The sequence below is a fragment of the Bacillus sp. JJ1521 genome, assembly GCF_036965165.1.
Lineage (GTDB): Bacteria > Bacillota > Bacilli > Bacillales > Bacillaceae_L > Ferdinandcohnia.
The window spans coordinates 1-14,527 of sequence record NZ_JBALOX010000158.1 but is presented as its reverse complement, the minus strand read 5'-3'; the positions used below and the strand labels follow the sequence as shown (position 1 = coordinate 14,527).

Annotated in this window: 10 protein-coding genes and 14 tRNA genes; 3 read left to right on the top strand and 21 right to left on the bottom strand. The window is 39.9% G+C overall.

Going from position 1 to position 14,527, the window contains the following annotated elements; all coding sequences use genetic code 11:
- Window positions 1–91: 91 nt before the first annotated feature.
- The 6 genes from menC to V7147_RS19350 form a co-directional block, all read right to left on the bottom strand.
- Window positions 92–1,198, bottom strand: a complete 1,107-nt coding sequence (gene menC, locus V7147_RS19375; protein WP_335369483.1) for an o-succinylbenzoate synthase — start codon at window positions 1,196–1,198, stop codon at window positions 92–94.
- A complete protein-coding gene (locus V7147_RS19370; RefSeq protein ID WP_335369482.1) occupies window positions 1,194–2,672 on the bottom strand; it encodes an o-succinylbenzoate--CoA ligase in 1,479 nt (492 codons plus the stop codon). Before V7147_RS19370 ends, menC begins: the two co-directional genes overlap by 5 nt.
- Window positions 2,673–2,751: 79 nt before the next feature.
- Entirely contained in the window at window positions 2,752–3,573 is an 822-nt protein-coding gene (menB, locus tag V7147_RS19365) for a 1,4-dihydroxy-2-naphthoyl-CoA synthase (protein ID WP_335369457.1), read from the bottom strand.
- Window positions 3,574–3,771: 198 nt separating this feature from the next.
- Window positions 3,772–4,590, bottom strand: a complete 819-nt coding sequence (menH, locus tag V7147_RS19360) for a 2-succinyl-6-hydroxy-2,4-cyclohexadiene-1-carboxylate synthase (RefSeq protein ID WP_335369456.1) — start codon at window positions 4,588–4,590, stop codon at window positions 3,772–3,774.
- 1 nt (window position 4,591) lies between these two features.
- Window positions 4,592–6,340 (bottom strand): 2-succinyl-5-enolpyruvyl-6-hydroxy-3-cyclohexene-1-carboxylic-acid synthase, encoded by a 1,749-nt coding sequence (gene menD / locus V7147_RS19355; protein WP_335369455.1) that lies wholly within the window; start codon window positions 6,338–6,340, stop codon window positions 4,592–4,594.
- Window positions 6,333–7,727, bottom strand: a complete 1,395-nt coding sequence (locus V7147_RS19350; RefSeq protein WP_335369481.1) for an isochorismate synthase — start codon at window positions 7,725–7,727, stop codon at window positions 6,333–6,335. Before V7147_RS19350 ends, menD begins: the two co-directional genes overlap by 8 nt.
- Before the next feature lie 287 nt (window positions 7,728–8,014).
- On the opposite strand from V7147_RS19350, the gene V7147_RS19345 reads away from it, so the two are divergent.
- Both V7147_RS19345 and V7147_RS19340 read left to right on the top strand, forming a co-directional pair.
- Complete coding sequence (locus tag V7147_RS19345) at window positions 8,015–8,950, top strand: 1,4-dihydroxy-2-naphthoate polyprenyltransferase (protein ID WP_335369454.1); 936 nt, start codon at window positions 8,015–8,017, stop codon at window positions 8,948–8,950.
- A gap of 260 nt (window positions 8,951–9,210) precedes the next feature.
- Window positions 9,211–9,963: a TraR/DksA C4-type zinc finger protein gene (locus V7147_RS19340; protein WP_335369453.1), complete on the top strand. Its 753-nt coding sequence runs from the start codon at window positions 9,211–9,213 to the stop codon at window positions 9,961–9,963.
- A 167-nt stretch (window positions 9,964–10,130) separates the two neighbouring features.
- Here the strand turns inward: V7147_RS19340 and V7147_RS19335 are convergent, their stop codons facing one another.
- Window positions 10,131–12,542: a penicillin acylase family protein gene (locus V7147_RS19335; protein WP_335369452.1), complete on the bottom strand. Its 2,412-nt coding sequence runs from the start codon at window positions 12,540–12,542 to the stop codon at window positions 10,131–10,133.
- A 319-nt stretch (window positions 12,543–12,861) separates the two neighbouring features.
- Between V7147_RS19335 and V7147_RS19330 the strand changes: the two genes are divergently transcribed.
- Entirely contained in the window at window positions 12,862–13,038 is a 177-nt protein-coding gene (locus tag V7147_RS19330) for a hypothetical protein (RefSeq protein WP_335369451.1), read from the top strand.
- Window positions 13,039–13,123: 85 nt separating this feature from the next.
- Here the strand turns inward: V7147_RS19330 and V7147_RS19325 are convergent.
- The 14 genes from V7147_RS19325 to V7147_RS19260 form a co-directional block, all read right to left on the bottom strand.
- A tRNA-Glu gene (locus V7147_RS19325) sits at window positions 13,124–13,195 on the bottom strand.
- A 27-nt stretch (window positions 13,196–13,222) separates the two neighbouring features.
- Window positions 13,223–13,313: transfer RNA gene (locus tag V7147_RS19320), tRNA-Ser, on the bottom strand.
- 5 nt (window positions 13,314–13,318) lie between these two features.
- A tRNA-Asn gene (locus V7147_RS19315) sits at window positions 13,319–13,393 on the bottom strand.
- 11 nt (window positions 13,394–13,404) lie between these two features.
- A tRNA-Ile gene (locus V7147_RS19310) sits at window positions 13,405–13,481 on the bottom strand.
- 15 nt (window positions 13,482–13,496) lie between these two features.
- Window positions 13,497–13,570 (bottom strand) — tRNA-Gly (locus V7147_RS19305).
- 17 nt (window positions 13,571–13,587) lie between these two features.
- Window positions 13,588–13,660 (bottom strand) — tRNA-His (locus V7147_RS19300).
- A 26-nt stretch (window positions 13,661–13,686) separates the two neighbouring features.
- Window positions 13,687–13,759 (bottom strand) — tRNA-Phe (locus V7147_RS19295).
- 8 nt (window positions 13,760–13,767) lie between these two features.
- Window positions 13,768–13,843 (bottom strand) — tRNA-Asp (locus tag V7147_RS19290).
- An 80-nt stretch (window positions 13,844–13,923) separates the two neighbouring features.
- A tRNA-Met gene (locus V7147_RS19285) sits at window positions 13,924–14,000 on the bottom strand.
- Window positions 14,001–14,047: 47 nt separating this feature from the next.
- Window positions 14,048–14,140 (bottom strand) — tRNA-Ser (locus V7147_RS19280).
- A gap of 19 nt (window positions 14,141–14,159) precedes the next feature.
- Window positions 14,160–14,236, bottom strand: a tRNA-Ile gene (locus tag V7147_RS19275).
- A 19-nt stretch (window positions 14,237–14,255) separates the two neighbouring features.
- Window positions 14,256–14,332: transfer RNA gene (locus V7147_RS19270), tRNA-Met, on the bottom strand.
- Window positions 14,333–14,363: 31 nt separating this feature from the next.
- Window positions 14,364–14,439: transfer RNA gene (locus V7147_RS19265), tRNA-Ala, on the bottom strand.
- A gap of 11 nt (window positions 14,440–14,450) precedes the next feature.
- A tRNA-Pro gene (locus V7147_RS19260) sits at window positions 14,451–14,527 on the bottom strand.

The window sequence follows — 14,527 nt, the reverse complement described above, 5'->3', positions numbered from 1 at the left end:
TACGATTAGAAAATAACGCATTGCCGTACGCCCACACGATGTGGGTCACAAAGACGAAGACATCAGGACGTGACGTTCTTAGTCTTTTATCCTAAATTTCCAATACTTTTCTCTGTTTGGTTATTTGGTGAATCCAATCGCGATCGACTTGATATCCGATTCCAGGTTCGGCAGATACGGCAATGCAGCCATTTTCAACGATAACTTCCGGAATGATGACATCCTTCTTCCAATACCTTGAGGATGCCGAAATATCTCCGGGAATCGTGAAATTAGGGAGACTTGCTAAGGCAATATTATGGGCTCTTGAAATTCCGGTCTCAAGCATCCCACCACACCACACAGGGATATCATGTGATTGACAAATATTATGAATTCTTATGGACTCAGTGATTCCGCCTACTCGACCAATCTTAATATTAATTACCCGACAACTTCCCATTTCAATTGCCTTTCTTGCATCCTCAGCAGAAGTAATACTTTCATCTAAACAAATCGGTGTTGAAAGTTTTCTTTGCAGCTTCGCATGATCATAGATATCGTCCTCTGCTAATGGCTGTTCAATCATCATTAACTTGAACTCATCTAAGGCTTGAAGTTTGTCATTATCCTTTAATGTATAGACAGAGTTCGCATCCACCATTAACGGCAAGGTTGGAAACTCAAGTCTAATTTGTTTGAGAAGGTCATAATCCTGTCCAGGCTTGATTTTGATTTTGATACGTTTATAGCCCGATTTCACATGTTCCTCCATTTTACGTAAAACTTGATCAATGGAATCAATACTTACGACTACTCCTGAATCAATAAAATCTCTCGTCCCCCCTAATGCTTTAGACAGCGAGATTCCTTGTTTTTTTGAAAAGATATCCCAGATGGCCATATCAAGACTAGCCTTAGCCATATTGTTTCGTTTTATAAATTGAAAACTTTTCTGGAGCTGTTCCGGGTGTTCATATTCTTCCATTAAAACTTTCGGCACTAAATAGTCTTCAAGCATATGCCAGGATGTTTTTATCGTTTCTTCGGTATACCATGGAGATGAAAAAGCAACAACCTCCCCCCATCCAACAACACCTTCAACATCCTCCACTTCAACGAGAATACTTTCTCTACTGTCAACCTTCCCCGTGCTTGTTACAAATGGCGAAAGCAGGTTTTGTTCGATAAGATGGAGTGTAACCTTTTTTACCTTAATCATCGTTTTCATCCTTTAACAGCTCAATTAATTTACGACGCAATAGCTTATTTGAAGCATTTCGTGGAAGATGATCGACAAAATGAATTGATTTTGGAACCTTAAAACGAGCAAGCTTTTCATAACAGAAAGCAATAATTTCAGCTTCTGTTACTCGGTTTTCTTCTTCCTTCCTTACAAAAGCAACCGGTACTTGTCCCCATTTTTCATCATCAATGCCTGTTACACCCGCTTCTAAAATGCTCGGATGCGCCAACAAAACCGCTTCAAGTTCAGCAGGATAAATATTCTCACCACCCGAAATAATCAAATCAGAGCGGCGATCCATAACAAAGAGAAAGCCTTCCTCATCCAAATAACCAAGATCACCCGTATATAACCAGCCGTCTACAATTGATTTTTTTGTAGCGTCAACTCGATTCAAATAACCTTTTGTGACATTTGGAGCTTTCACGATAATTTCTCCTACTTCTTTTGGATTCGCAAGTATACCATCTTTTTCAATTTTGATTTCTACCGGAAAAAGTGGTTTTCCTGCTGAGCCGAGCTTTGAAATGCTATATTCAGGTGCTAATGTAACAACCTGTGAAGCAGTTTCAGTCATCCCATAGGTTTGGAAAACAGATATATTTCGTGCTAGGCAATCTTCTAATAAAGGTTTTGGCGCAGGTCCACCTCCAAGGAGCATACCTCTAAAACTAGCTGGATAACGTTGGTCCCCCAATTTATCAAGCATACGTTTTAGCATCACACTAACTAGAGACATAATCGTTACGCCTTGGTTCATAATGGCGTCATTTGCCTTTTTCGGATCAAACCCCTCCAAGATAACGGTCGGAACCCCATAAATGACACTTCTATATAATATCGATAACCCACTGATGTGAAACATTGGAACTGCAAGTAGCCAACAATCATTTTCATGTAGCCCCAGATTCAAACTAGAACCAATTGCACTCCACCAATGGTTGCCATAGGTGTGGATTACGCCCTTAGGCTTTCCGGTCGTCCCTGATGTGTACATAATTGTATCAGCTTGGTCTAGCGAATAGTATTCCTCGATATCGCACTCTTTTTCAGGAAGTTGTTGCAGTTCCGAAACCAGCACTTTTTCGATTTTGATTTCATTTACTTTTTCAAGTAAAACATCTTCTGTTACAATCATTTTCGTTCCAGAGTCACCTACTTGAAACTCAAGCTCACTGCTTGTTAGCTTAATGTTTAAGAGTACCGTAATCGCACCAATATATTTTAATGCGTGAATAACCTCTACCATCTCAACACTGTTCTTCATAAGGACGGAGACGACATCTCCTTTTTCAATTCCAGAAAAATTTAATTGATAGGCTTTTTTTAAGGCATTTTTATGTAACATTAAAAAAGAAATTTTTTCATATTCGGTTTTAATAGCAATTCGATCTGGCGTTAAAAAGGCACGCTGTTTGAGCCAATTTGGTATTTCTGTTGCATTCATCATTTTCAATCTCCTAGCGTTGTCAAACTAAAATGCAAAAACAGCTTGATGAGATATTCATCAAGCTGGTAATGAAATATTAAGGGAAACGAGGGAATTGCTTAAAATCTGGCTTACGCTTTTCTTTAAACGCGTCACGGCCTTCCTTCGCCTCATCTGTTGTGTAATAAAGAAGTGTTGCATCGCCGGCCATTTGTTGAAGACCTGCTAAGCCATCTGTATCAGCGTTCATTGCGGCTTTTAAGAAACGAAGTGCTGTTGGGCTCATTGCAAGCATTTCTTCACACCACTTAATTGTTTCTTCTTCGAGCTGCTCTAATGGAACAACTGTATTAACAAGACCCATGTCTAATGCATCTTGTGCATTATATTGACGACATAGGTACCAGATTTCACGAGCTTTTTTATGACCGATGATGCGGGCTAAATATCCTGAACCATAACCAGCATCAAAGCTTCCAACCTTCGGACCAGTTTGTCCAAAAATAGCATTATCCGCAGCAATTGTTAAGTCACAAACAACATGTAACACATGTCCTCCACCAATCGCATACCCTGAAACCATTGCAACAACTGGTTTTGGAATAACACGGATTAGACGTTGTAAATCAAGAACATTTAAACGTGGAATTTGGTCGTCTCCTACATAACCACCATGTCCTCTCACCTTCTGGTCTCCACCAGAACAGAATGCTTCATCTCCTGCACCAGCAAGAACGATAACCCCGATATTTGAATCATCTCTTGCGTAAGCAAAAGCATCAATCATTTCTGCCACTGTTTTTGGAGTAAAGGCATTTCTAACATGTGGACGGTTAATGGTAATTTTTGCAATGCCATTGTATGTTTCATATAAGATTTCATCATACTTACGTTCTGCTACCCATTCAACTGCAGCCATTGGCTTGTCCTCCTTTATGTATGTTTGTATGTATATTTGATCATTAAAAGGATGTTCAAAAAGTCACCAAATGATAAAGCTTCAAATCTCGGCGTCACTCGCTCTCTCCGGTCCTCCCGTATCAAATACATACGCTCCGGTCCTCAAGCCGCGAGTTCCTTGACCTTTTTGCTTCTGATTCGTCGACTTTTTGAACTTTCATTTAGAAAAATGATCAGAAACAAACTCATTTATTATTTTACCAAAGATTTGCGGTTGTTCCACATGAATTGCATGTCCCGCTTCTACTATTTTTTCCACTTTTGCATTTTGAATGCTTGAAGCCATCTCTTCTGCTATTTTACAAAACTTTTGATCAAGTTCGCCACAAAGCAATAAAGTTGGGAATTGGATCTCATCTAGCCTATTCCAATATGAGCATTGAACACCTGTCCCCATTCCCCTTAAGCTGTTTGCTAACCCGACAGGATTGTTTTCAAGCCGTTCTTTGCGAATCTTTAGTTGCTTCTCCTTCGGAAGTGCTTTTTGTGATGCAAATAGTGAGAGGTTTTCCCAATAATCAACAAACTTTATTATTCCCTCTTTATCAATTCGATCAGCTAACTGATCATCTGATTTTCTTCGGGCAGCCCTTTCTTCTTCTGTTTTAATCCCTGGAGAGCTGCTTTCTAAGATAAGGCTGACAACTCTAGTTGGATAAAGAATGGCTGTTGCTAGAGCTACTCTTCCTCCCATTGAATAACCGGCAATATGCGCAATTGGGATTTCCAAAGTATTTAAAATATGAATAATATCATTTACGACTTTATCAATTTGATATCTTGCAAAATTATCAGGAGAATCTGAGTCCCCATGCCCGATAAGATCGATTAGAACGCATTGAAAATGATTTTTAAGTATTTCAGTTGTTTGATCCCATGTTGTCAAACTCCCTGTAAAACCATGAAGCAATACAATTGGTTCACCCTCACCAACTACTTTTACATGATAAGTACTCCCATTTGATGATATAAACACTTTATTGATCCCTTTTGCGTGCTTCATTTATTTCCTGGGAAACATTATTCCACATTTTTCGATGAATCATGACATTCTCATGGCGATCTGTTTTAACCTCAACAACATGTAACCCTTTTTCTTTAAAAGAAGTAGTGATGGCCTTACGGAACTCTGTCCAGTCCTTAATACTTGTAAATTTCCCACCATACATTTTAACTACATGTTCGTAATCTAAACCAATTGGAGTTCCAAAGAGAGTTTCAAAATGCTTTTCCTCCTGTGATTGCGGAAGGAAAGAAAAAATACCGCCACCGTCATTATTGATTAAAACAATCGTTATATTTAAGTGATGATGCTTTGCCGCCAGTAATCCATTCAAATCATGATAGAAGGATAGGTCACCAATCACTAAGACGGTATGCTCATTTTGTGAACTGATACCCATTGCAGTAGAAACAAGCCCATCAATTCCATTTGCACCGCGGTTTCCTAAAACATGTATCGACTTTTCATTATTCGTAAAGAAAGTGTCAAGGTCCCGAATTGGCATACTATTTCCGACAAATAAGGTTGAACCCATTGGGAGAATTTCTTGAAGTTCGGTAAATACCTTTCCCTCAAATAAGGTCTCTTCTTTATGGACATTATTTACATTTTCTTTTACAAGATTATTAATTTTTATCCAATCGTTCACCCAACTAGAATTATTTCGTTTCTCTGTTCGGCTTACGAGGATCTTACAAAATTCAATTTCATCGCAATAGACCATATCGGTTGCTGATAAGGTTGGATCTCTCCACCCTCCGTCCCCATCTACAATGATTTGAGTTGTGTCTTTATGTTTTTGGACATATTGAAGAAGTGCCTTTGAAACAGGCATTGCTCCAAAACGAATAATGATATCTGGTGAAAAGGCTTCTTTGAAATCTTCATCTCGTAAAAAAGCATCATAACCATCTACTATATGTAATTTCGAATGTTCACCACTTCGTAGCTGTGATAATGGGTCAGCTAGAATTGGAAATTGAAGTGTTTCCGCAAGGCTTGTTATAGCATGTCCAAATTCTTCATCGTAATATGAACCGCAAACAATTATTCCCTTCTTTTTACCGCTAACTAAATCACAGATAAGGTGAGCCTGTTCGTCATCCATTTTCGGTTTGCCAACGAAAACATTCACATTTTTTAGGGAATTCTCTTTTGTCCCCCATAAGTTTTCTAAATCTAAGTTTGGAAGAAGGGGTTCACGGAAAGGAAAATTCAAATGAACTGGTCCTGCTGGTGCAGTTAACGCAGTTCCCGCAGCCCTTCCTGCCATTGTTCGAACATAAGACAGCATTTGTTCGGACTCTTCAGGGAGAGCCATTTCCACAAACCATTTCGCATGATTTCCGTATAACTGGTTTTGATTAATAGCCTGCGGAGCCCCTACATCCCGTAATTCATGTGGACGATCGGCTGTTAACACAATAAGGGGAACCCTTGAATAATAGGCCTCCACTATTGCTGGAAAATAATTCGCCGCTGCTGTACCAGATGTACATAAAATCGCTACAGGCTTCTTCGTTGCTTTAGCAACACCTAACGCATAAAAAGCGGAAGAACGTTCATCAATATTGATTGTGACATTCATGTCGGGGTGTTCAGCCATTAAAATGGCCATCGGGGTCGAACGTGAACCTGGACTTACAACTGCCTCTGTAACCCCCACTCGCACTAATTCATCGACAAATGATGCTACATACCGAGTTAATGCTTGATTATTCATGGTCTAAGCCTCCTAATGCAGATAGCATCGGTCTAAACTTAATCATCGTTTCTGTATATTCACTTTCTGGTTCCGAATCTCCGACAATTCCACAACCAGCGAATAAGGATGCTTTATTGCCATTTAGCAGACCGGAGCGAATGGCAACGGCAAATTCCCCATTATCATTTGTATCAAACCACCCCACCGGACTACCGTACCAACCACGATCAAGAACTTCAAGCTCACGAATGATTTCAAAGGCTTTTTGCTTTGGTTGACCGCCAAGGGCTGGTGTTGGGTGTAATCGATTCACAACAGTAAGCAAGGATACATTTTCTTTTGCCACACCCTTTACAGGTGTGTATAAGTGCTGAATATCCCGCATTTTTAAAATCCCAGGATGAGTTGGTGAAGAAATACTTGTGCATGACTCTTTCATAGCATTTTTAATCATTTGGACGACGACGTCATGCTCATGCAGATTTTTCCTATCACTAAGGATTTCATTTTCTAACTGCTCATCCTCAAAAGGCGTTTTACCGCGTCGGATTGAGCCTGCTAGGCAAGTCGTTAAAAATTCCTCTCCCTTTTTCTTGATAAGCCTTTCAGGAGATGCTCCTATAAAGCATGATTTTTTATATTCAATTGCAAATAAATAACTCATTGGTTGCTCTTCTTTTAGACGCGCCAATACAGCGTCAGCCTCAATTGGATCGTCAAAATGCAATTTAATTTCTCTTGCTAGTACAACCTTTTCAACTTCACCGCACTGTACCTTTTTTGTTGCATTCCGAACGGACTCCATCCATTCCTGAGGTTGAACTTCCTCTTTTGTGAACGACGAAGTGATATTTTGATATTTATGACTTTTCTTAAGCACTCCTTCTAAGTGCTCCAAATCTGATTCAACAAAAGTAGTACCCGTCGGTTTACAAATAATATTCGTTGTTAAATAAGTGCTACCTTTATAATAAGAAAGCATAATTGCTGGCAACACAAATTTAGCATCATCAAAATGATTCCAAAGTTCTGTTCTCTTTTTTAATGGATCGAATGAAAATCCACCCATTAAAATAGGGCCAGTCGAGTATGGGGCGAAATCATCAACAATAATGGTATGTTGAACGAGTCTTTTCCACTTCTTTTCAATGGCATCAAAACGTTCCGTTGACTCATTATCGCTAATTGTATAGGCTTCCCCAAGTCCAACAATAATTGTGTCATTTGTAGGATTAGACCAAAAACTTCGTGTTTCAAAAGGTTCCCTTTTTCCAGAGGAAAAGAACAATAGGGGGTCTATGTTCTTGATTTCTTTTACCTGACTTACAAGAACAGGCATAGAAAGCTCCTGTGAACGGCTAATTCCCTTCTCTATGTAATCCTTAAATTCTTTTTGTTGTATCATTACCAACTTTTATCCCCCCGAAATATATCCCATGATAATTTTATATAGAAATAATAAATGTTGATTTACTAAATAGTTGTCAACAAACTTGATTCTACCATACCTACCCATCCACTGACCACTTACTTACTTTCTTATTATTATGTTATTTAAGAGATGTTAGTCTGGAGATAACATCAGTGAAGAATGATTATGTCTCTTTTGTAACTTTAAACCATTGACAGTACTTGTCCAATTCACTAAACTGAACTGTGGATACTGAACTTGACGTGAGAGGAGTAGTTTTTATGCAAACAGAACTTCAGTCAAATCAGAAGCTATCTAATAAGCCTTCAAGTGGTTTTCAGGTATGGTGGAGACTCATGCGTCCTCATACACTCACTGCATCGTTTGTTCCTGTCATTTTGGGGACAGTTCTTGCTCTATCGGAAACATCTATTAATATGGGTCTATTCTTAACAATGTTACTCGCTTGTCTTCTTATTCAAGCAGCAACTAATATGATAAATGAGTATTTCGATTATAAGCGCGGTCTTGATACTGCCGAATCAGTCGGAATTGGCGGTACAATTGTTAGAGATGGAGTAAAGCCCAAGGTTATTTTAAACCTGGCATTTACTTTCTTTGGAATTGCCACACTATTAGGTGTTTATATTTGCATGAATAGCAGTTGGTGGCTGGCATTGGTTGGGACTATTTGTATGTCAATTGGTTATTTATATACTGGAGGTCCACTTCCAATTTCATCTACACCATTCGGAGAGTTAGCATCTGGTTTCTTTATGGGTATGATTATTATTTTAATATCATTTTTCATTCAAACTGGTACAGTTACGACAACAAGCGTTCTAATCTCGATTCCAATTATGATTCTTGTTGGTGCAATCAACATGTCAAACAATATTCGTGATTTGGATGGCGATAAAAAGAACGGACGCCGCACTTTACCTATTTTATTAGGAAAAGACAATGCAATTAAGTTTTTAGCCGGCTTGTTTATTGTTTCGTATGTATGGATCATTGTTTTAGCATTTATCGGAATTGCCTCATTTTGGAGTCTTCTTGTATTAGTAAGTGTTCCAACAGCCGTTAAAGCAGTAACTGGGTTTATTGGCAAATCAGAGCCCATTCAAATGATGCCTGCAATGAAGGCAACTGCCCAAACAAATACATTTTTTGGATTCCTTTTATCAATTGGAATCTTTATCGGGTACCTCTTTTAAAACACGATTTTTACATCGTGTTTTTTCTTTTGTCTACTAAAAGGAGGATAAAAAGGACCGAGAAGTTCAAGGCGGCGCAGCTTTGAGTACCGGAGCGTATGCAATTAATACGTGAGGAACGGAGAAGCAAGCCAACGCAGAAATTCGATGTGTCATTTTTATACTCATACATGCACTTTTTTACAATTATGATTTTCGTGTTTATGTAAATAATACATAACAAGATTCATTACGAAATCATTTTGGAAGGAGTGCTTACAATGTTATCGAATGAGCAATTATCAACCTTCCGTTCACAGTTGATAAACGCAAAAAAAGAGGTTGAAGAACAATTAGATGATGGCGATCATTTTGATATAGAGCAAAGTCTTCATGACTCCATGGGAGAGCTCTCACATTATGATAATCATCCTGGAGACCAAGGAACAGATTTATATGAACGAGAAAAAGACATCGCCCTTAATGAACATATTGAAAAACAATTAAAAGACATTGAATACGCATTGCAAGCAATTGATGAAGGACGATACGGGAAATGTGAAAAATGCGGAAAAGACATTCCAGTTGATCGTCTAGATGCGATTCCAACAACAACGTATTGTGTGGAACATAGTCCTAATCAAGTTGTATCACATAATCGACCGATTGAAGAGGGCGTATTAATGCCACCATTTGGGAAGTTTGTGGATGAGGAAGACAATGTAGCATATGATGCAGAGGATTCATGGCAGGATGTCGCAAGGTACGGAACTTCAGAATCCCCTTCAGACCTCGCAGACCCCGTTGATAGCTATAACGAAGTATTGCTTGAATCTGATGAAAATGTGGGCTATGTTGAGGATTACGAAAATTTTGTTGCAACAGATATCGAAGGAAAAGAAATTATTATATATCCAAATAACCAGCATGAACGATATGAAGAGGTGCTTGATGAAGAAGGAATTATGACGATGTTCGGAGACCTTCCTCCCTATGAAAAAGAGCCATATACGGAGGATGAAGCTGAAGATTAATTAGAAAAGCGCAAGGCACCTGCCTAACGGCGACAAGCATAGGAAAAGCGCTGACAATTGGTGCATTTTACCTTCCGAATCGATTAGCTTATGACCTCGAGTCGATGGTGCCTGAAGCTAGACAATAAAATGAAAGCAGTGGAATCAGTTCCACTGCTTTTTTTAGGTTACTTAGTTGGTTCTAAAACAAGCTTATGACTATTCACTTCATACTTTTCTTTTTCAGTATAGGTGATATGGTACTTACCTGTTGTCCAATCAGAAATTTGATTATGATAAAAAGAACTTAATACATGACCAGATTGACCTGGACCAACGACATTATAGCTTTCATTCATGTTTGATAGATCAATGACGGATCTCCATGCCGCTCCGTGGGTGATTGCACCCGAACTATAATTAAAACTTGCAGCTGCAACTGTTATTCCACTCCCACCCATAGGGACAGCTTCATTGTTGTTAAATAAATAATTTAACGGTGAGATTGCAGATAATGGATGATTAAACGGAACTTGGTGAAATTCACCCCAAGACCATTTGCTTGGGTTATCCCCTTGCTTTTCCGCAGCAAAATCTACAGCTCTTTTAAAAGAATCAACTGTAACCTGCTCCAAACCGCCTGCCTCAGATACCCAAATCCCCTCATGTCCATGTTTAGCTTCACGAATCATTTGGTCTACGATTTGGGATTTACCTTCAAATAATTTATCAATTTCCTTTGGAATGGTTTCCTCAAACAGCATATTTGCAAATTCATCCATCCAATTATGGAAGACTAAGGGCTCTCCAGCTTCTTTTCGGTCAACAAAATCCCAGTCTTTAAAATCCTCCATGACAGTTTTATCAATTTCTCGTAGCTGGTCCTCGTTGTTTGATAATACTTCTAGGAAAATTGGAACAAACTCCTCGGCCTGTAAATTTTGTTGATCAAATTGGAGTTGCAGCATATCATCAACTGTTAGCACTTCCGTACTTGATAAAACATCTTGAATGCGTTGCTGACGATAAGGCTGTGCCCAAGTATTTGTTATATGGTACGGATATTCATCTGGTGCAATTTTATTATTTGCTGTAGAAATAAAACCTTCCTCTGGATTCACAATGGTAGGCAGTTCATTCCAAGGAATATATCCCTCCCACTCGTACTCATTGGTCCACCCTGGAACTGGTACAGAACTATCCCCATTTTTTCGGATTGGGATTAACCCATTTGCCCGGTAAGCAATCGTACCATCTGTAGCTGCAAAAACAAAGTTTTGAGCAGGTGTATGGAAATATGTAAGAGCTTCTTTAAATTCATCCCAATTTTTCGCCTTGTTAAACATCAATACGGCCTCTAACTCAGTCGAAGCATCCAGTGCTGTCCATCTTAATGCTAAAGCTGTTTCCTCTTTATGATCATGGGTAAATTCTGAAATAATGGGGCCATGTCTTGTAATCTGAACCTGATATGGGATGGTCTTTTCATCTTTTACCTTAATTGGCTCCTCCACGATGGTTGCCTCTTCCCACTTCCCCATATATTCGAACTGGTTCGGATTATTGGGATTCCTTTTTTCAATATATAAATCCTGAACATCAGGACCGACATTTGTAACTCCCCAAGCAATATGTTCATTTCGACCTAAGATGATTCCTGGAACTCCGGCAAAAATAACACCACTCACGTTAACTTCATCATTTTGCAGATGCGTTTCATACCAAATCGAAGGTGTCGCTAATGCTAGATGCGGATCATCCGCTAGAATGGGCATACCTGATTCTGATTTTTCACCATTAACTACCCAGTTATTACTTCCATTAAACTCATTTGGAAACGGAGCAGTTGCTATACTTTTTGTAATATCAATTGGATTGTCCTTCATTGCTTGAATAACAGTTGCCCCATCTTCAGGATAAGTAGGGAATAATTCTATTAATTTTTCCTCTGAAACATGCTGGGCCATATAGTAGCGAAATGCTTGCCCTTTATAATGTCCCCCTAAATCATAAGCCATGTACTTTCCAATCGTCAGAGAATCAATTGGACTCCATTCGGTTGGCTCATATCCCGCCAGTGTAAATTCAACAGGTAACGTATTCTTTTCTTTTGCTTCTTTTATAAAAGCATTTACCCCATCGGCATAAGACTGAAGAACAGCCTTTGCCTCATTTGAATATCCATCATATGAGATTTCAGCAGCTCGTCTTAAACCAAGTGTTCTAAAATATTTATCCTGTTCAACAAGAGAAGCGCCAATCACTTCACTAAGCTCTCCAGAAGCCTGTCTACGACTTAAATCCATTTGAAAAAGACGATCCTGTGCCGTTACATACCCTTGGGCAAAATACAAATCATGCGTATTTTGGGCAGCAATATGGGGCACCCCATTTTTATCACGGATGACTTCAATCTCTTCGGTTATGCCAGCGACTGGAATCTTTCCTTCAATAACCGGTAGACTTTTTCTCAAAAATAAATAGCCTGCTACTATACTTGCTGTAAGAAGTAGTATGATAAAGATCCCTATAATAAAAACAACTTTAAAACGTTTCTTCCTCGGCCATAACCGTCTTTTCACAATGACTTCCGAACTCATGTAATCCCCCTTTGACATATTATTTCAAGAAAATTCTAAATATATTATAGTACTCCTGTATAAATTTGTCATTGAAATCTCTGAGTAGAATTAATATTTTTTTCATTCCATTGGGGATTGGCACAAATAAGGGTGAGGCGACGCATAAGTGTGGGCATCGACGCATATAAGTGGGAATCGACGCAAATCTAAGTTATTGAAGCATAAATTGTGTGACCGGGCGCAACGGGAATGCTTCCACGGGTAGTCATTCGGGAATATTTAATCCAAGAATATTTAAAGGAGGAACTGGAAGGATAATAAATGGAGGTGTTGTAAGATGAGACGAAAAAAAGAGGTTGAGGATTTTAACGGACAAGCTCCATTATTTGATGCACCAGACGATAAAATCCTTGCGTTTGATATGTTCCGCGGAATCTCTCCCGGTATCTTTTCCGATGTGGATTTAGACAACCCAGCGCAGAAAATTGAAGAAGATATTATACCGCAAGATTAAAACACCTGGTCAAGGTGTTTTTCTTATTACAAAAAGGAATGGGTAAACAACAAAAAACGCCATGAGAAATTCTCATAGCGCTTGATGACCCGTACGGGATTCGAACCCGTGTTACCGCCGTGAAAGGGCGGTGTCTTAACCGCTTGACCAACGGGCCAGAATTATTATTTATTTAAAATCGTTATGGCGGAGAAGGAGGGATTTGAACCCTCGCGCCGCTTACGCGACCTACACCCTTAGCAGGGGCGCCTCTTCAGCCACTTGAGTACTTCCCCAAATATGGCTCCGCAGGTAGGACTCGAACCTACGACCGATCGGTTAACAGCCGATAGCTCTACCACTGAGCTACTGCGGAATAATAAAATATGGTGGGCCTAAATGGACTCGAACCATCGACCTCACGCTTATCAGGCGTGCGCTCTAACCAGCTGAGCTATAGGCCCATTAAGGTAAAAAAATGGAGCGGGTGATGAGAATCGAACTCACGACATCAGCTTGGAAGGCTGAGGTTTTACCATTAAACTACACCCGCACAATTAAATTATAAGGGGCGACTGATGGGAATCGAACCCACGAATGTCGGAACCACAATCCGATGCGTTAACCACTTCGCCACAATCGCCATAAATTTGTATGAAATAAATAAGGTGGCTCAGGACGGAATCGAACCGCCGACACAAGGATTTTCAGTCCTTTGCTCTACCGACTGAGCTACTGAGCCACAACATATGGCGGTCCCGACCGGGATCGAACCGGCGATCTCCTGCGTGACAGGCAGGCATGTTAACCGCTACACCACGGGACCATTTATTTAATATTTCGTCTTTTATTTTAAGACAAATATTATATTACTATAAGATTTTGTTCTAGTCAATACTTTTTTTTTGGTTGCGGGGGCAGGATTTGAACCTACGACCTTCGGGTTATGAGCCCGACGAGCTACCAGACTGCTCCACCCCGCGATAATAGAAATTATAAAGTTTTTACCATACTATTTTTCAAAAAAATATGGCGGAGGAAGAGGGATTCGAACCCCCGCGGGCTTTAACACCCCTGTCGGTTTTCAAGACCGATCCCTTCAGCCGGACTTGGGTATTCCTCCACATATAAGAAGTTGTAACTGGTGGACCTTGTAGGACTCGAACCTACGACCGGACGGTTATGAGCCGTCTGCTCTAACCAGCTGAGCTAAAGGTCCGAAGTTCTTAAAAATTAAATGGTAGCGGCGGAGGGGATCGAACCCCCGACCTCACGGGTATGAACCGTACGCTCTAGCCAGCTGAGCTACACCGCCATAAACTAATATTATTACTTATTAAAATCATTGGTGGAGCCTAGCGGGATCGAACCGCTGACCTCCTGCGTGCAAGGCAGGCGCTCTCCCAGCTGAGCTAAGGCCCCAAATATTAGAATGGTCGGGAAGACAGGATTCGAACCTGCGACCCCTTGGTCCCAAACCAAGTGCTCTACCAAGCTGAGCTACTTCCCG